The organism is Pseudomonas fluorescens (assembly GCF_004683905.1).
Classification (GTDB): domain Bacteria; phylum Pseudomonadota; class Gammaproteobacteria; order Pseudomonadales; family Pseudomonadaceae; genus Aquipseudomonas; species Aquipseudomonas putida_A.
The window spans coordinates 3,495,375-3,513,588 of record NZ_CP038438.1; the positions used below are offsets into that span (position 1 = coordinate 3,495,375).

Below are 18,214 nucleotides of genomic sequence, written 5' to 3' on the forward strand. Positions count from 1 at the left end.
GTAAACACTAGCATTCATGGCGGAAAACGGCGGCTTGAATGCCCGTATTTACGGTACATCTGTGCCAGAAGTGACCATTGACCTGCGTCGCGTTCACGACACATCCTCTGACACTCTCACATGCAGAAATTCCCGAGGGCTGGCAGAATCGCGCCCAATTGCGACCAACACGCCCGCCGAGGCAGGAATTCCCCATGCAAATGACCACCGCCCTACTGATCGTCAACCCGTGCGACGACGAAGAAGACAACATGGCCATGCTCTGCTGCCATAGCGACAAGGGCGACATGTTTCTGATGAGCCGCTATCCGGACGAGGACGAGCTGGAGATCACCCTGGATGGCGAGCCTTCGACGCTGGACGGCGTGAAAGTCACCCTGTCCAAGACTCTGCTGAAGATTGAAATCGCGGCGGCGGATGCCGATGCGCTGAATGGCGATGATGTGCTGGAAATTACCTTCAATCCGGACATGGTTGATCTGGCTGAAGTTGAAGAAACCCTGAAGAATATTCTGGATGGGACTGGCACTTTCATTAGCCAGATTTGATGGCGTCTTGAAGGGCCTCATCGCGAGCAGGCTCACTCCTACAGTACGGTGTACGACGCCCCTATGTAGGAGTGAGCCTGCTCGCGATAGGGCCGGAACAGTCAACCAATCACTTCCCGGCTACAAAATTCCAACAAATCCCCCGGTCATTTCCCGCACTTTGCGCAAAATGCCGTTAGTCGCCACCCCCCTCGATGGATTAAAGTAACGCCCCCAGCCCCGGCGTTATCCGAACGCCTGCGGCCACCCTTTCCAGGAACAGTCACCGATGGAACATCGTGAAGCGCTGCTGGCGCTGCGAACCTTTCTTTCAACGCAGATTCTCGGCCAGGAAAAACTCATCGAGCGTTTGCTCATCGCCCTGCTCGCCGACGGCCACATGCTGGTCGAGGGCGCTCCGGGTCTGGCCAAGACCAAAGCGATCAAAGAACTCGCCGAGGGCATCGAAGCCCAGTTCCATCGCATTCAGTTCACCCCTGACCTGCTGCCGGCCGACATCACCGGCACCGAGATCTATCGCCCGGAAACCGGCAGTTTCGTGTTCCAGCAAGGACCGATCTTCCACAACCTGGTCCTGGCGGACGAAATCAACCGCGCCCCGGCCAAGGTGCAATCGGCGCTGCTCGAAGCCATGGCCGAACGTCAGGTCAGTGTCGGGCGCAGCACGTACGAACTGTCGCCGCTGTTTCTGGTGATGGCCACGCAAAACCCGATCGAGCAGGAAGGCACGTATCCGCTGCCGGAAGCACAACTCGACCGTTTCCTGATGCACGTGAAAATCGGTTTCCCGGACGCCGCCGTCGAACGCCGGATCCTGCAACAGGCCCGTGGCGAAGCGCTCAACGGCGAAACCAAACCGGAACGCCGGGTCAGCCAGCAGGCGATCTTTGCTGCGCGCAAGGAAATCCTCGGTCTGTACATGGCCGACGCCGTGGAGGAATACCTGGTGCAACTGGTCATGGCCACGCGCACCCCGGCCAAATTCGACCCGGAAATGGCCGAGTGGATCGCCTACGGCGCCAGCCCGCGCGGCTCGATCGCCCTTGACCGCTGCGCCCGGGCCCACGCCTGGCTGGCCGGGCGCGACTTCGTCAGCCCGGAAGACATTCAGGCGGTGCTGTTCGACGTGTTGCGTCACCGCATCATTCTGTCGTTTGAAGCCGAAGCCGCCGGCATCGATCAGGATCGGGTGGTGCAGCGGATTCTCGACGTCGTAGCCGTCGCTTGACCCCCATGAACGCCCCCCTGCCGTCCGAACCGGGCATCCGCATCAGCCTCACCGATCTGATCGAGATGCGCCACCGTGTGCGCGAAGTGCAGCTGTTTTCCACACCCAGTCAGCGCAGCCCGCTGATCGGCCTGCATCACTCGAAATTCCGTGGTCGCGGGGTCGACTTCGATCAGGTGCGGGTCTATCAGGCCGGCGACGACGTGCGCACCATCGACTGGCGCGTGACCGCGCGTACCCAGGAGCCGCACACCAAGCTGTTCCATGAAGAACGCGAGCGACCGATTTTCATCATGGTCGAGCAAAGCACGCGGCTGTTTTTCGGTTCCGGGCTGATGTTCAAGTCGGTGCTCGCGGCGCAAGCGGCGGCGCTGATCGGCTGGGCGGCGCTGGGGCACAATGATCGGGTTGGCGGACTGGTGTTCGGCGATAACGAGCATTACGAAATCAAACCGCGCCGCAGCAAGCAGAGCCTGCTGCAATTGCTCAACCGCTTGGTCAAGGTCAATCAGTCGCTGCACAGCGAACGCGAGCCGGACCGCGACGCCCTCGGCGTGGCGCTGCGCCGGGCGCGTGAAGTGTTGCGTCCGGGCAGCCTGGTGATCGTGATCTGCGACGAGCGCGCGCTGTCCGACAGCGCCGAGCAGCAACTGAGCCTGCTGTCGCGGCACTGCGATCTGTTGCTGTTGCCCCTATCCGATCCACTGGATCACGCCCTGCCCGCCGCCGGGCTGCTGAGATTCGCGGAAAGAGGCGCACAGCTGGAACTCGACACGCTGAATTTCGAGCTGCGCCAGACCTATCGCGCTCAGGCCGAAGCACGCATCGCCCGCTGGGAATTGCTCGCGCAAAAACTGCGGGTGTTGTTGATGCCGTTGAGCACGCAAAGCGAAATGGTCGAGCAGATGCGCGAGTTCCTCAATCCGCAGCGCCCGGGGAGCAGTCGATGAACGGCCTCGAACAACTGCAACCGCTGATTTCGCCACCACCGATCGACTTCTGGCCACCGGCACCGGGCTGGTGGCTGCTGCTGTTATTGCTGCCGTTGCTGGGCTTCGCCGTGTGGCGTTTGCGCCGGTTCATTCCGACCAGGAAACGCCCGATCGTGCGTGCAGAACAACCGCTCGACCCCGTGCGCATCGCCGCGCTGGCCGAACTGGCGCAGATGCCCAAACCTTACGACGGCGCACCCGCCGGCGCCTGGCTGCAACAACTCAATGGCCTGCTCAAACGCCTGTGCCGCAACCACTACCCCTACAGCCAGAGCCACACGCTCAACGGCCGCAAATGGCTGGCGTTTCTCGACAACCGCTGCCCGGCCGCCGGCCTGACGCGCTGGATGGTGCTGGTCGAAGGCGCCTATAAACCCGAATGCAAGCTCGACGACAAAGCCATCGCCGGCCTGACCCAAGCCGTCGACACCTGGATTCGCAAGCATGTTTGAATTCGCCTGGCCGTGGATCTTCGTGCTGCTGCCGCTGCCGTGGCTGATGCGTCTGGTGCTGCCGGTGGCCGACAGCGGCGAGCCGGCGCTGCGCGTGAGTTTCCTCTCCGACCTCGAAGGTCTGGCACGGCGCCGGGCCCGCGCCAACCTGCCGGCGTGGCGCCAGCAAGCACCGTTCCTGCTGCTGTGGCTGTTGCTGCTGAGCGCCGCCGCCCGCCCGCAATGGCTCGGCGAACCGTTGCCGATTGCCGCCAGCGGCCGCGATCTGCTGGTGGCGGTGGACGTGTCCGGCTCGATGGACTTTCCCGACATGCAGTGGCAGGACGAAGACGTCAGTCGCTTGTCGCTGGTTCAGCATCTGCTCGGGGATTTCCTTGAAAGCCGTGATGGCGACCGCGTCGGTCTGATCCTGTTCGGCAGTCAGGCCTATCTGCAGGCACCGCTGACGTTTGACCGGCACACCGTGCGCGTCTGGCTCGATGAAGCGCGCATCGGCATCGCCGGCAAGAACACCGCCATCGGCGATGCGATCGGTCTGGCGCTGAAGCGCCTGCGCATGCGTCCGGCACAAAGCCGGGTATTGATTCTGGTCACCGACGGCGCCAACAACGGCGGCGAAATCGATCCGTTGACGGCGGCGAAACTGGCCGCCAGCGAAGGGGTGAAAATCTACCCGATCGGCATCGGTGCCGACCCGCAAGACAGTGGCAGCACCGGCCTGCTCGGGGTCAATCCGAGCCTGGACCTCGACGAGCCGGCCCTCAAGGCCATCGCCAACGCTACCGGCGGCCAGTACTTCCGCGCCCGCGACGGCAAAGAGCTGCAAGCGATCCGCGACACCCTCGATCAACTCGAACCGGTGACCCAGCAACCAACCCAGGCACGCCCGGCGCAAGCCTTGTATCAGTGGCCACTGGCATTGGCCCTGCTGCTTAGCCTGTTGCTGGTCGCCCGCGAATTGTGGCCGGACAACCCGCTGCAACGCCTGTTTACCAAGGAGCTGTATCTGCAAAGTCCGCTGCCTGACTGGCGCGAGCGTCTCAAGCGCCTGCGTCTGCGGAGGCGCCGATGATCGCGCTCTGGCCGCACTGGTTCCGCCCCTGGTGGCTGCTGCTCCTGCCGCTGCTGGGCTGGCTGATCTGGCAACTCTGGCACCGGCAGAAACGCGCCGGACGCTGGCAAATGATTCTGCCGCCGGCGTTCCACGCGACGCTGCTCAGCGGTGGCAATGGCCGCGCCAGCAAGCTGCCGTGGGTCGCCCTTGGCGTGGCGTGGCTGCTGACCATCGTCGCCCTGCTCGGGCCCAGTTGGGAGCGCGTCGAACAGACCAGCCAGAAACCTGCCGACCCGCTGGTCGTCGTTCTGGAGCTGACCCCGGAAATGCTCGCCACCGACTCGCCGCCAACGCGACTGGAACAGGCCCGGCGCAAGCTGTTCGACCTGTTGCAGGCACGCAGCGATGCGCAGACCGCGATCGTCGTTTACGCCGGCAGCGCGCACACGCTGGTGCCGCTGTCGGATGACCTGGCGACCAGCCACAATCTGCTCGACGCCCTCAAGCCCTCGCTGATGCCGGAAAGCGGCCATCGCGCTGATCTCGGCGTGAGCAAAGCATTGGCCTTGCTCAAGCAAGGCGCCCTCGGTCAGGGACGGATTCTGCTGATCGGCTCCTCGCTGACCGAAGAAGAACGCCAAGGCATCCGCCGCGCCCTCGGCCAGCAATCGGCGCAACTGCTGATGCTCGGCATCGGCACCGCTGAAGGCGCGCCAATCGCTCAGGAGGACGGCAGTTTCCTCAAGGACGAACAGGGCGCGATTCGCGTGCCGCAACTCGACAGCCCGGGCCTTGGCGCATTCCTCGCCAGTGTCGGCGGCGAGTACCACAACGCGCGGCTGGACGAGTCCGACTTGCGCGCCCTCGGCCTGCTCGATGGCCCGCGCAGCCTGCGCGACGATGGCCAGACCGTACGCCTCGACACCTGGGCCGATCAGGGTTACTGGCTGTTGTTGCCGCTATTGCTGCTCGCCGCCTGCGCCGGACGACGTGGCTGGTTGTTCTGCCTGCCCTTGCTGTTATGCCTGCCGCAGCCGAGCTACGCTTTCGACTTCGAAGACCTGTGGCTGCGCCCCGACCAACAGGGCCTGCACTTGCTCAAGCAGAAACGCCCGGCCGAGGCTGCCGAACACTTCGAAGATCATCAGTGGCAAGGGGTAGCGTTGTACGAGGCCGGCGATTACAGTGGCGCCGCTCAGCGTTTCGCCGAAGGCAGCGATGCCCGCGCCCACTACAATCGTGGCAACGCCTTGGCGAAAAGTGGTGAGCTGGAAGCGGCCATCGATGCCTATGAGCAAGCGCTGGAACTGCAACCGGATTTGCGCCCGGCACTGACCAACAAGGCCTTGGTGGAAAACCTGCTCAAGCAGAAGAACACCCCGCCACCGGTCGAACCACAGCCACAACCGGCGCAGCCAAATGTGCCCGGCGATGAACCACCGCCAGCGACCGCGCCGCCACCCGCGGTGAAAAGTGACACCCCGAGCGAGGCCCAGCCCGGCGAGTCGGCCAGTGAACCGCCGCCGACCACCCCGCCGCAACCAGGCCCCAACGAAGTGCCAGGCAGCGATGAAGCGGAAGAAACCGACACCGTGCCAACGCTGCGCCCGAGCGAGGACAACCTCGAAGGCGAGCAGCGTCAGGCACTGGAACAATGGCTGGGCAAGATTCCGGACGACCCGGGCGAACTGCTGCGACGCAAATTCTGGTACGAACAGCAACAACATCAGGATCAGGAAAAAACTCGATGACCCGTTTCACCGCTCTCTTGCTGCCCCTGCTGCTCTGCATGGCCAACGCCCAGGCGGCCGAGCTGACGGCCAGCGTGGATCGCAGTCGCCTGAACTCCGGCGAGACGGTCGAACTCACCCTCGAAACGGATGATGTCACGCAGTTCGGCAAACCCGACCTGACGCCGCTGGAACCGCTGTTCGAGGTGCGCGGCACGCGTCAGGTCAACCAGTTGAACACCCTCAATGGCGACAATCGCGCCACCACGCGCTGGATCATCACCCTGCTGCCGAAAGAGAACGGCAGTGTGGTCATTCCGCCGTTGCAACTGGGTGAGGTGCAGAGCCAGCCGATCACCGTGCAAGTAATCGAGAGCGACAGCCGCGAAGAGAAAAACAATCCGGATCCGGTGTTCATCGAGGCCAGCCTCGACCAGTCCAGCGTGTATGTGCAGGCGCAAGCGATCCTGACCCTGCGCATCTATCACTCGGTGTCGCTGTACGACGACAGCAGCCTGACCCCGTTGCAGATTGCCGACGCGCGTATCGAGCAGTTGGGCGACACGCGCACTTACGAGAAAGACATCAACGGCGTGCGCCATGGCGTGATCGAGATGCGCTATGCGATCTACCCGCAGCACAGCGGCTTGCTGACCATCGCCCCGCAGACCTTCAGCGCCACACTGGTCGACACTCAGCCCGCTCAGGACGCGACCGCGCAAGGCCCGAAACCCGGCAAGCTGCTGCGCGTCAGTTCCTCAGAGATTCCGCTGACGGTCAAACCGAAACCGCTGACCTACCCGGCCGATGCGCCGTGGCTGCCCGCGCGCAGCCTGAGCCTGAGCGAAAGCTGGAACCCCGAGCCGGATCACCTTCAGGTGGGCGACTCCCTGACCCGCAGCCTGACGCTGAAGGCCGAAGGCCTGGCCAGTTCGCAGCTACCGGCCCTGCCCGCCACAGAGGCCAACGGCCTGCGCCGTTACCCGGATCAACCGGTGCTGAGCAACCAGAGCGGCGAGCGCGGCCTGATCGGCAGCCGTGAAGAACGCGAAGCGCTGGTGCCCAGCCGTAGCGGCAGCATCGAACTGCCGACCGTCGACGTAATCTGGTGGAACACCTTCGAAGATCATCTGGAGCACACCAGCCTGCCGGCGCGCACCCTGCAAGTGGCGAACAACCCGAGCCTGCAGGTCGACACCCCGACCGGCAACCTGCAACCGGGCACCGTCGATAACGATGTGTTGTGGTGGTGGAAACTCAGCACCCTGATCCTCGCCTGCACCACCCTGCTCGGCTTCGGCCTGTGGTGGCGTGCGCGCTGGCAACCGGCGGTGCATCGCGCCGCCCAAACCGGGCCGAGCCCGCGCACCTTGATGGACGACATCAAGCGGGCGTGCCAGGCGAATGATCCGCAAGCGACGCGGCAGGCACTGGACGCATGGGCGCGGCAGCAGCCGGAAACTTTGGCAGACATGGCGGCGCGCTTCGTACCGCTTTCCGACGCCCTCGACGGCCTCAACGGCGCGCTGTACAGCGAGACGGGGCAGCATTGGCAGGGCGAGGATTTGTGGCGGGCGATCCGTACCATTCCGGCGGCCGAGCGGGTGCAGGATCCGGTGGGTGACAGCGGGTTGCCGCCGCTTTATCCGAAGTAAAAGGCAAAAGATCGCAGCCTGCGGCAGCTCCTACAGGGATCACGTGTAGGAGCTGCCGCAGGTTGCGATCTTTCAGGCATTGAAGGTGTTATGACGTTTGTTGGCTTTCTGCCGCTTCAAGCAGTCGCGTCTCACGCATTCCCAAACCACGGGACAGCGCTGTGGCTTCGTAGAAGATTTTGCCGTTGAGCTGGTCGGCGACGGCATCGCTGTTACCGCCAGCCGGGCCACGGCCCCAGGTCACGACTTCGCCGCTGGAGGTCAGCGCGGCGAAGGCGTGGGTGTTGCCATAAATGGCGCGGACGTTAACCAGTCTGGCCGCAATGGCATTCGGGATTTCACCACCTCGATCAGCAGTCCCCCAGGCTACAACGGTGCCGTTGGCGCGCAATGCGGCAAAAGCAACGTACCCGCAGACCACCTGTACGATGTCAGTCAATGCTGCAACCGGCGCAGGAATAGCCGGGGATCCCCACCCCACTACACGCCCACTGCTCAGCAGTGCGACAAATGATGCATAGTGCCCCGTCACCGTCCGGATATCCGTCAGGGCTGCGATCGGTGCAGGGACGTTTCCGCCATATACCCCGCTCCCCCAGGCAACAACGCTGCCATCGCTGCGGCGCGCGGCAAAGGCGCGCTCGGTTCCGCTCAGTTCCACAATGTCTGTAAGCCCCCCTATCCCGGCGGGCACAACTCCCCCATAACCGGTACTGCCCCATGCTACTACCGCACCATTGGCACGCAGGGCGGCAAAAGCATAAGCGGTAGCTACTAGATCGACGATGTCAGTCAATGCCGCAATGGCCGCAGGCAAATTACCTCCATAGGTTTGGTGCCCCCAAGCCACTACCGAACCATTGGCACGTAGCGCAGCAAAGGCGTAGAGGTTGCCAATCACTCTGACGACATCCCTCAGCGCAGGTATTGGCTGTGGGAGCGTTGCCCCATTACTAGGGCGTCCCCACGCCACCAGGCTCCCGTCGCGACGTAGCGCAACAAACGCGTAACCGTTGCCGCTCACCGCTACGATATTCCGCAGAAGACTGATGGGTTCCGACACGTCTCCTCCGTATCCACTCAGCCCCCAAGCCACTACCGCACCAGTGGCCTGTCGTGCCGCAAAGGCATAACCGCAAGCACTCAGCGATATGGCATCAGAAAGGTCCGGTAACGAATCCCCCAGATCCCCTCCACGGGCAGGCTTGCCCCATGCCACCAGCGCTCCACGCTCTGTCCGCGCCGCAAAGGCTGCGTTATGTAAAGCTACATCGGACATAAAATTCCCGTTCCCGCACAGGTTCTGCGGATTGATCGTCACCTGATCATCACTGATCCGCACATGCAGCAGCCGGTCCGGTCGAGTATCACGGAACGTCGTGCCACTGACCTCGCCCTCCTCGCTGTTATACCGCCACCAGGCCTTGACCGGCTGCCGGGTGGTTGCATCCAGCGCGGTCAACCACGCAGTCCCGCCGCCATACATATGGTAATTACCCCGCGAGCGCGCGCCCATCACCAGCAAGCGTCCTGTCCCCAGCGTTGCACGCACGTCATAAACCGCCACCCGCGAGTACTGGCGACCACCGGCTTGGCGCACCACGGTGCAGTCCAGCGAGATCTCCCGCCCGACGTTGGCCAACACCACCGACTGCGGCACGCTGATCAGTTTGTCGCGCCCCGCTTCTCCGCTCTCCACGCGAAACGGCACGATGGCGGTACCGCCGCCGGCAACGCCGATCCAGCGGATCTCGCCGCTATCGCCCACCCTCAAGCCATACGCCGCAGCCAGACGTACGGTTGCACCTACCGCTGGCACCGCGCTCGCATCGATTTGGTCGCCGCGCGCGTCGTCAATTGAGGGCGGATCGAAATCCAGCAGGGCATTGCCCACCCGCAAGGTCAGTGGAAAGGAGTAACCCAGGGTCTTGCCGTCACGCACGATGAAATAGTCGATGACAATCCGGCGATTGAGGTTGTTGGTCACAAACTGTTTAGGCACCGTGAACGGCACTTCCTTACCCGCAGTTTGCGTTGTAAGACGCAGTGAGCCACTGGTGCTGCCGTTACCGCCCGTACCGCGCCAGCGATAATTCACCAGGTCTTCGGGCAGTGTCTGCAGATACGGCACAATCAATTTACAGCCCAGCGGCGGGACGGCTTCCGGATCGATCAACGACGTGCCAGGCACCGCCTCTTCAACGCGCGGCGTCACGAACAGCGGTTGCACTTCGCCCACCTGCATCTCGAACGGCAACGACTCGCGCACGTTGAGTGTCGCCTCATCATCATTGGCGACGGTATAGAACACCGAGACCTTCAAGCCGTCGAAACGCTGGATCTCCGCGTTCGAGACATTGCGCAACACCGGCTCGTCATCCGGTACATCGCCAACCGGGCGCGGGTCTTCGTAATAGACGATGCCGCCGCCGGGCCGCGTGGCCTCCCAGATCAGCGTCAACAGGTCACTGGCGGCGCGTCCGGCAAACCATGGAATGCGCACGGTGGCCCAGCGTTCGTCCGGGTTCAGCGTACCGGTAGGGGCTTCGTCCACCGTAGGAGACGGCAGTCGGAAGGTCTCCCCCGTCACCGAAATACCGACGGTCTTGGACGGCCGATCGGCCGCACCCGTTCGCTTGAGTATGTAGGAGACACTGGCACGGCCTTTGGCAATGGCTCGTACCTTGTCGTTCGGGACAGTGAACGTCAGCGCAACACCGACCCGTGTCACCGGCTGCTCTACCGGGCCATGGTCGATCGGTGCGCCCTCGGCGTTGATTCCTCGCCAGGTCAATGCGACGACATCCTGCTCCTGGAAGGTGCCAGCGGGGGTATTGACCAGAACTTTCACGTCGTCATCATTCAGTTTGTCGAGGTCGATTTCGTGAGTCTCCGGATCGGCCGCCTGCACGATAGGCGCATCCAGACGATTTCCTTTCAGATCCACCAGGACTCGGGCTGGCGCCGACCACGGTGACCGTGGATCCGGATAGTTGCCACACTCATCGATCACCTGGTACATCACGATCACCCCGGCGCTGTCGCCCGCCTCCTCGATCAGTGCTTGATCGATGGTCACGACCAGCGGGTAGTTGTCAGGGTCGTCAATATGTTTTTGCTCGACAAGGACGTTTTTCTCTACGCTGCCCCACGCCACTTTGACACGGTCGTTGATACGCATGAAGGGGTACGGCAGGATCGTGATCGGCACACCCGCCGCGGCCTCCCCGGGGCCGACGCCGTTGTCGATGATGCTTTGGGGAATGTGGTAGCTCAGGTTCTGGTTGCCGGGCGTTGACTGGTCGTCATCGAAGCCGCCGGGGCGATCCAGTTTGACGAAGAACCTTTGCAGCGGTGTTGACTCAGGTTCCTGAAACGGCTTGGTCACTCGGTAAAAAACCGGATAGGCCTCCCCTCTGCGGATATGCCCCTCATCGATCACCCCTTTGATGAGTTCGTTTTCATCTTCCGGCTCGATGTCTTTGCTCCAGACCGGCGCCTGCAGGTCGCCCCAGAACACCTCAAGCAGATCACCCGCCTCCATGACCAGCCAGGGAGGGACCAGAAAATCGACGCCGCCCTCCACGGCGGCCACCGGCAAACCACCGTCATAGCCCTGCACGGGAGTCTTGAGTTTGGTGATCCTTATGGGCTTGAGCGCGTTCACACCTGGATCAGAAGACGTAGAGGCTGATGGTGATTGCGTTTTCATACAAGCAACTCCTCAAGTGACAGAAAGCCCCGGCCTGACGCCTTGGCGACTGCGGTATCCCATCACCCGAAGCTGCCGGCCCGCTACTGTCAGATCTGACAGTAGCGACGGATGGCATCGGCCACGACCTCCTGATCTTTCAAGCCCTTGGGCAAGCCCGCCCGTTTGCCAGTAAACTCCCCCCTCTTCAGCCGCCCATCATTCCCCCGCGGCCATCACCTGTTTATGTAGCGGAGTCCACCTTGCGTCTGTTCCACACCTCCGACTGGCACCTTGGGCAAAACCTGCACGGCCAGGAGCGCGATTTCGAGCATGCGTGCTTTCTCGAATGGCTGCTGCGCCAACTGCAACTGGCGCAGCCGGATGTGCTGCTGATTGCCGGGGACATCTTTGACACGGTCAATCCGCCGGTGAAAGCCCAGGAACGCCTCTACGACTTCATCGTCAGCGCTCACGAGCAGCAGCCGTTGCTGACCATCGTGATGATTGCCGGCAACCACGATTCCGGCTCGCGCATCGAACTGCCGGCGCCGTTGATGCGCCGCTTGCGCACCCATGCACTGGGGCGGGTGTTGTGGCTGGATGACGGCCAGCTCGACGCCGAACGTCTGCTGCTGCCGCTGCCGAATGCCCAAGGCGAGATCGCCGCGTGGTGCCTGGCGCTGCCGTTCCTGCGTCCGGCGGAGGTGACTGGCGCGCATCTGGGCGACAATTATTTGCGTGGCATCGGTCAGGTGCATGAATGGCTGATCGAAGCGGCGAATGCCAAGCGTCAGCCGGGTCAGGCGCTGGTCGCCATCAGCCACGCGCACATGGCCGGCGGTTCGGTCTCGGAAGACTCCGAGCGCAGCCTGATCATCGGTAACGCCGAAGCGCTGCCCGCTAGCCTGTTTGGGCCGAGCATCAGCTACGTCGCCCTCGGTCATTTGCACAAGCCGCAGAAGGTCAACGGTGAGGAGCGCATTCGCTACAGCGGCTCGCCGATTCCGTTGTCGTTCTCGGAGATCGGTTATCAGCATCAGATTCTCGACATCATCCTCGACGGCGAAACGCTGGTCAGCGTTGAACCGAAACTGATCCCGCGCTCGGTCAACCTGCAACGCATCGGCCCGGCGCCGCTGGCGGAGATCCTGCTGCAACTGGCCGACCTGCCGAACATCGATCTGCTCGCCGAAACCCAGCGCCAGCCATGGCTGGAGGTGCGCGTGACCCTCGACGAGCCGCAGCCGGATCTGCGCCATCAAGTGGAAAACGCCCTGCAAGGCAAGGCCGTGCGCCTGGTGCGGATTGCCGCCGAATACGCCGGCAATCGCGGTGCTGACGGTGCCGAAGAAGGCAGCGCATTGATCGAACTCGATCAACTCACCCCGCAGGAACTGTTCAGTCGCGCCTGGCTCGACAATTACGGCAACGAGGTCGATGAACAGACGCTCAAGGACTTCGCCGAACTGCTGCAAGACGTGCAACTGGAGGGCGAGCAGCCATGAAGATTCTCGCCATTCGCTTGAAGAACCTCGCCTCGCTGGCCGGGCCGTTCGAGATTGATTTCACCGCCGAACCGCTGGCCAGTGCCGGGTTGTTCGCGATCACCGGGCCGACCGGCGCCGGGAAAAGTACCCTGCTCGACGCGCTGTGCCTGGCGCTGTTCGGTGCGGTCCCGCGCCTGAACAACACCGGTCGCGATGCCAAGGTGCCGGACGCTGACGGTGAAATCGCCACCGGTGACCCGCGCACCTTGTTGCGGCGCGGCACCGGCGAAGGGTATGCCGAGGTGGATTTTGTCGGCGTCGACGGTCGCCGTTATCGCGCGCGCTGGGAAGCCAACCGCGCCCGGGAAAAGGCTGGCGGCAAGTTGCAGGCCAGCCGTCAGAGCCTGCGTGACATCGATCAGGATCAACTGCTCGCCAGTCAGAAAGGCGAGTACAAGACCCAGCTCGAAGCCGCACTCGGTCTGAACTTCGAACAGTTCACCCGCGCCGTGCTGCTGGCTCAGAGCGAGTTCAGTGCGTTTCTCAAGGCTGACGACAACGACCGCAGCGAACTGCTGGAAAAACTCACCGACACCGCGCTCTACACCCGCCTCGGCCGCCGCGCCTTCGACAAGACCAAAGAGGCCCGCGAAGCGCACAAGCTGCTGCAGGATCAAGCCACCGGCGTCACCCCGCTCGCCCCCGAAGCCCGGGCCGAACTGGATGAGCGTTTCAACGCTGCCCAGCAACAGCTGAAGTTGCAGCAGGCGCAACTCAAGCAACTGGAACAACAACACAGCTGGCTCAAGGATTTGCGCCAGTTGCAGGACGCGCAGCAAGCGGCTGCCGAACAACTGCACAGTGCGCAGCAACAGTGGGAAAGCCTGGCCGGCGAGCGCCTGAAGCTGACGCGCCTGGAACAACTCGCCCCACAACGGCACCAATTCGCGCGCAAGACTGAACTCGATGCGCATCTGACGCCGCTGGCCGCACAAATTGCCGCGCACACCCGCCAGCATGGCGAACTCAATGAGCGTCAGACGCAACTGGAGCAGGCACTCGATGCGGCAAAAATCGCCCTGACCGAAGCGCAGCAACGGCACAGCGAAAGCGCCCCGCTGCTGCGTCAGGCTTTCGAAGAGCAGAGCACCCTCGCCCGCCTCGCCAAAGACACCGCCCTCAGCGCCGAGGCCCGCCAAGCCGCCGAGCAGGCCTGCACGCAAGGCCAGAGCGCCATTCAAGCCTTGCAGGAAAAACAGGCTGAAGTTGCTGAACGCCTGCAAAAAATGGCCGCCGAGCTCGAACAAAGCGCTCATCTGGCACCGCTTAGCGATGCATGGAATGCCTACCGCGATCGCCTGCAACAGTTGATGCTGATCGGTAATCGACTGAACAAGGGGCAAGCCGAACTGGCGACCCTCGAACAAAATGCAAGCCAAAGCGCCGAAGCGCTGGCCACGCAAAAGCAGCAACTGGAAGTGCTGTTCAAGGAGGCCGGCGCCGAGCCGGATGCGGTCGCCGAACAGATCGGTATCCTCGGCACTCTGTTGCAGGACAATCGCAAACAACTGCGCGCCATCGAAGACCTGACGCGGCTGTGGGCCAGTCAGCAGGAGCTGGAAAAACGCGGCGCCGAGCTGCAACAGCGCTTGCTCGACGCGCAGCAGGAACGCGAACGCCTGACCCAGGATGGGGTGAAAAGCAAAGCCGAACTGAGCGTCGCCGAGCAAACCCTCAACGTCACCCGTGAACTGCTCGAGCGCCAGCGTCTGGCGCGCAGTGCCAGTGTCGAAGAGTTGCGCGCGCAGTTGCAGGACGACCAGCCCTGCCCGGTCTGCGGCAGCAACGAGCATCCGTATCATCAGCCGGAAGCGCTGCTGCAAAGCCTTGGCCGTCACGATGAGTCCGAGCAGGCCAGCGCGCAGCAAGCGGTGGATCAGCTCAAGGAAAAACTCACCGAGCTGCGCGCCGAAGTCGGTGGCGTGATCGCCCGGCAGAAAGAGCTGTTGCAACAGCAGGAGCAATTGACCGCCCAGCTTCAGGCACTGGCGCCGAGTCTGGAGGCGCATCCGCTGGCGCCTCAGTTGCTGAATCAGGACGCCGACAAACGCGACGCCTGGCTGACCCGGCAAAACGATCAACTGAATCAGAGCATCACCCAGGACGAACAACGCCAGAGCGCCCTGCTCACCCTGCAACAGGACGCGGCGCGCTTGACCCAGCAACTGCGCAATGCCGAAACCGCGCATCAGCAAGCGGCGCAGCACCTGAGCAACCAACAACGCGAACTGAGCAGCGACCGTCAGCGTCTCGACGAGGAACTGACTGCGTTCGCCAGCCTGCTGCCGGCCGACACCCTCGAAGCCTTGCGTATCGAGCCGGCGGCGACTTTCATGCAGCTCGATCGGCAGATTGCCGAGCGCCTGGCGCAAGTCGAGCAGCAAAAGGAAGAACTGGCCGAACAGCAGCAACGCCAGCAGACGCTGGAGAAAGAACAGGATCGCCAGCTCAGCCGCGTACAGCAACTGCAAAGCGCCGAGCAGCAATTCAGCGCGCTGGCTGAGCAGCAACAGGCCTGCCAGGCGAAACTCGCGCAACTGCTGGGCGAACACAGCAGCGCCGAGCACTGGCAGCAGCAACTGGAACAGGCTGTGGATCAGGCGCGCAACGCCGAAACCGGCACCGCTGCGGAACTGCAGAACGTGCGCACGCAACGGGTGCAGATTGGCGCCGAACTCAAGGCTCAGCAAGAACGCTTGCAGGCGCTGCAAAGCGAAGACGACGAACTGACGCAGAAGATTGCCGACTGGCGCGCACGCCATCCTGAACTGGATGACGGTGGTCTCGAAGACTTGCTGCGCGTCGATGACACGCAGCTCAGCGAATTGCGCCAGCGCTTGCAGCACAACGAAAAAGCCATCGAACAGGCCAAGGTGCTGCTGCAGGAACGTGATCAGCGTCTGACCGATCATCAGGCGCAGCACAACGGTAATCTCGATGCCGAACAACTCGCCAGCGCCCTCGCCGAGCTGCAGAACCAGTTCAACCTCAGTGAGCAACAGTGCGCCGAACTGCGCGCCGAACAAGCCGAAGATCAGCGCCGGCAAAACGCCAATCAGGCACTCGCGCAGCAGATCGCCGACGCCTATGCCGAGTACCAGCGCTGGGCGCGTCTGAATGCGTTGATCGGCTCGGCCACCGGCGACACCTTCCGCAAGATCGCCCAGGCCTACAACCTCGACCTGCTGGTGCATCACGCCAACGTGCAGTTGCGCCAACTGGTCAAACGCTATCGTTTGAAACGCGGCGGCAGCATGCTCGGCCTCTTGGTGATGGATACCGAGATGGGCGACGAATTGCGCTCGGTGCATTCGCTGTCCGGCGGCGAGACTTTCTTGGTGTCGCTGGCCCTTGCACTGGGGCTGGCATCGATGGCCTCGAGCACGCTGAAAATCGAATCGCTGTTCATCGACGAAGGCTTCGGCAGCCTCGATCCGGAGTCGCTGCAACTGGCCATGGATGCACTCGACGGCTTGCAGGCGCAGGGGCGCAAGGTCGCGGTGATTTCCCACGTACAGGAAATGCACGAACGGATTCCGGTGCAGATTCAGGTACAACGCCAAGGCAACGGTTTGAGCACGCTGGAGGTGAAATGAACACGCTGTATTCGTTCCGCCGCTGCCCTTACGCGATGCGCGCGCGAATGGCTCTGCGTTATTCGGGCGTACCGGTGGAGATCGTCGAAGTCAGCCTCAAGGCCAAACCGGCCGAGATGCTGGCGATCTCGCCCAAAGGCACGGTGCCGGTGCTGGATGCGGAGGGTCGGGTGATCGATGAGAGCCTGGAGATCATGCGCTGGGCGTTGGCGCAGCATGATCCGGACGATTGGCTGCTCGGCGGGGATTCACGGATTGCCGGGTTGATCGAGGCTAATGATCAAGGGTTCAAGGTGCATTTGAACCGCTACAAATACGCCGAGCGCTATCCCGAGCAGCCGATGGAGGTTTATCGGGCTGAGGGGGCGTTGTTTTTGCAGCAGTTGGATGAGTTGCTTGAAGGTCGGGATTATTTGCTGAGTGATCATCCGTGTCTCGCGGATATCGCGTTGCTGCCGTTCGTTCGGCAGTTTGCGCATGTTGATCGCGAGTGGTTTGCGCAGACGCCTTATGTGCGGTTGCAGGCGTGGTTGCAGCGCTTGCTCGAATCCGACCTCTTCACCTCGATCATGAAGAAATAACCCCCTCTTCCTGCTTGCCGAACACCTTGTGGCGAGGGGATTCATCCCCGATGGGCGGCGAAGCTGCCTTGAAATCAGACACCTCGGTGTATCAGAATAATCCGGTTCGCCGGGTCTGGGGCCGCTTCGCGGCCCATCGGGGATGAATCCCCTCGCCACAATGGTTCGCTCAATCTAAGCCAGCACGGCGCACATACCGAGTGCCGAGCAATCCACTTCAAACGGCCCAAGGAAATCGACCTCAGCCTTGATCGGCGGATTGCCGGCCAGCAACCCTTGGGAGTTGGCCCGTTCGATATTGTGCGCAATGCTGTGATTGGCCTCTATGGCCCGCGCTAGCGCACCCACCGAGCCTTGGCCGAAGCCGAGCAACGCCGCACCATTGGTTATCAGTGCCAGCCCGGCGATGACCCAGAGTCTGTAACCTTTCATGCGCCGCCCACTCCTGCGAGTTCAGCACGATCAACCAGCACGTCTGCGCGGTGTTCGAACTGGATGCCGGGGTGTGCGACCTCGATCGGTGCGTCGAAGCTGTGTTGGGTTTGCGCGGCGATGCTGACAAACAGCACCAAGGCCAGGTAAAGACCGATGGCCAGGTAGGCGCCGCGCTTGGCTGAGGTAATGATTGAACTGGCCATGATGTGCTCCGTGGGCATGTTTCAGTGCCGTCAGGATCAATCAAAAAAGCCGAAGCAACCACTCAGGGTTTTCCATAGTGAACATCAGCTTGGTTGATTATTTAGCCGGTCTATCTCAGCTTTGGAGAAAACCTATCGAGCGCAGATTTTTCGATCACGCATACGTGTAGGAGCCGCCGAAGGCTGCGATCTTTTGACTTTCAAGATCAAAAGATCGCAGCCTTCGGCAGCTCCTACAGGGAGTTGTTCGAAGCGGGCATTTCAGTGTTGGGCTTTGTGATCCAGTGCGGCATAGAAGTTGGCGCTCTGTTGCAGGTATTTCTGGGTGTAGCTCTGGGTGTGGGATTTTTTGCTGCTGATTTCAGCGTTGGCACTGGCTGGCAATGCAACGGTGGCGGAAATGGCGGAAGCGGCAATGATGGAGAAGAGATTGAAGTTCATGGCGGTAACCCTCGTGTTCGGTTGGCTTGCTTGCCCGGTTGGGCCGTGGAGCAAACTT

General features: G+C 62.4%; 14 protein-coding genes. 10 read left to right on the forward strand and 4 right to left on the reverse strand.

All coding sequences use genetic code 11. From position 1 onward, the window contains the following. Positions 1-194: 194 nt before the first annotated feature. The 7 genes from E4T63_RS15865 (at position 195) to E4T63_RS15895 (ending at position 7,659) form a co-directional block, all read left to right on the forward strand. Positions 195-548 (forward strand): hypothetical protein, encoded by a 354-nt coding sequence (locus E4T63_RS15865; RefSeq protein WP_098964262.1) that lies wholly within the window; start codon positions 195-197, stop codon positions 546-548. A gap of 268 nt (positions 549-816) precedes the next feature. Beyond that, positions 817-1,776: an AAA family ATPase gene (locus E4T63_RS15870; protein WP_003218556.1), complete on the forward strand. Its 960-nt coding sequence runs from the start codon at positions 817-819 to the stop codon at positions 1,774-1,776. 5 nt (positions 1,777-1,781) lie between these two features. Beyond that, the gene (locus E4T63_RS15875) at positions 1,782-2,726 is read left to right on the forward strand and encodes a DUF58 domain-containing protein (protein WP_027613096.1); all 945 of its coding nucleotides are present in this window, start codon (positions 1,782-1,784) and stop codon (positions 2,724-2,726) included. Further along, positions 2,723-3,220, forward strand: a complete 498-nt coding sequence (locus E4T63_RS15880; RefSeq protein ID WP_007968588.1) for a DUF4381 domain-containing protein — start codon at positions 2,723-2,725, stop codon at positions 3,218-3,220. Before E4T63_RS15875 ends, E4T63_RS15880 begins: the two co-directional genes overlap by 4 nt. After that, on the forward strand, positions 3,213-4,292 hold the full coding sequence (locus E4T63_RS15885; RefSeq protein WP_098964263.1) for a vWA domain-containing protein: 1,080 nt from the start codon (positions 3,213-3,215) through the stop codon (positions 4,290-4,292). The genes E4T63_RS15880 and E4T63_RS15885 overlap by 8 nt, the downstream gene beginning before the upstream one ends. After that, entirely contained in the window at positions 4,289-6,025 is a 1,737-nt protein-coding gene (locus E4T63_RS15890) for a tetratricopeptide repeat protein (protein WP_135295976.1), read from the forward strand. The genes E4T63_RS15885 and E4T63_RS15890 overlap by 4 nt, the downstream gene beginning before the upstream one ends. After that, positions 6,022-7,659 carry a BatD family protein gene (locus E4T63_RS15895; protein WP_135295977.1) on the forward strand — a complete coding sequence of 546 codons (1,638 nt, stop codon included), beginning with the start codon at positions 6,022-6,024 and terminating at the stop codon, positions 7,657-7,659. The genes E4T63_RS15890 and E4T63_RS15895 overlap by 4 nt, the downstream gene beginning before the upstream one ends. An 88-nt stretch (positions 7,660-7,747) precedes the next feature. Here the strand turns inward: E4T63_RS15895 and E4T63_RS15900 are convergent, their stop codons facing one another. After that, the gene (locus E4T63_RS15900; RefSeq protein ID WP_135295978.1) at positions 7,748-11,371 is read right to left on the reverse strand and encodes an RCC1 domain-containing protein; all 3,624 of its coding nucleotides are present in this window, start codon (positions 11,369-11,371) and stop codon (positions 7,748-7,750) included. A 242-nt stretch (positions 11,372-11,613) separates the two neighbouring features. Between E4T63_RS15900 and E4T63_RS15905 the strand changes: the two genes are divergently transcribed. The 3 genes from E4T63_RS15905 to E4T63_RS15915 are packed head-to-tail and all read left to right on the forward strand — an operon-like array spanning position 11,614 to position 17,077. Next, entirely contained in the window at positions 11,614-12,858 is a 1,245-nt protein-coding gene (locus E4T63_RS15905) for an exonuclease SbcCD subunit D C-terminal domain-containing protein (protein ID WP_003225695.1), read from the forward strand. After that, on the forward strand, positions 12,855-16,496 hold the full coding sequence (locus E4T63_RS15910; RefSeq protein WP_135295979.1) for an AAA family ATPase: 3,642 nt from the start codon (positions 12,855-12,857) through the stop codon (positions 16,494-16,496). Before E4T63_RS15905 ends, E4T63_RS15910 begins: the two co-directional genes overlap by 4 nt. After that, positions 16,493-17,077: a glutathione S-transferase gene (locus E4T63_RS15915; RefSeq protein WP_135295980.1), complete on the forward strand. Its 585-nt coding sequence runs from the start codon at positions 16,493-16,495 to the stop codon at positions 17,075-17,077. Before E4T63_RS15910 ends, E4T63_RS15915 begins: the two co-directional genes overlap by 4 nt. Positions 17,078-17,251: 174 nt before the next feature. Here E4T63_RS15915 and E4T63_RS15920 read toward each other — a convergent pair whose 3' ends face one another. The 3 genes from E4T63_RS15920 to E4T63_RS15935 all read right to left on the reverse strand — a co-directional run bounded on the left by E4T63_RS15920 (position 17,252) and on the right by E4T63_RS15935 (position 18,156). Continuing rightward, positions 17,252-17,509, reverse strand: a complete 258-nt coding sequence (locus tag E4T63_RS15920; RefSeq protein ID WP_098964270.1) for a hypothetical protein — start codon at positions 17,507-17,509, stop codon at positions 17,252-17,254. Then, positions 17,506-17,715 carry a hypothetical protein gene (locus E4T63_RS15925; RefSeq protein ID WP_095136379.1) on the reverse strand — a complete coding sequence of 70 codons (210 nt, stop codon included), beginning with the start codon at positions 17,713-17,715 and terminating at the stop codon, positions 17,506-17,508. Before E4T63_RS15925 ends, E4T63_RS15920 begins: the two co-directional genes overlap by 4 nt. A 261-nt stretch (positions 17,716-17,976) precedes the next feature. Further along, complete coding sequence (locus tag E4T63_RS15935) at positions 17,977-18,156, reverse strand: hypothetical protein (RefSeq protein WP_097087152.1); 180 nt, start codon at positions 18,154-18,156, stop codon at positions 17,977-17,979. Positions 18,157-18,214 lie beyond the last annotated feature (58 nt).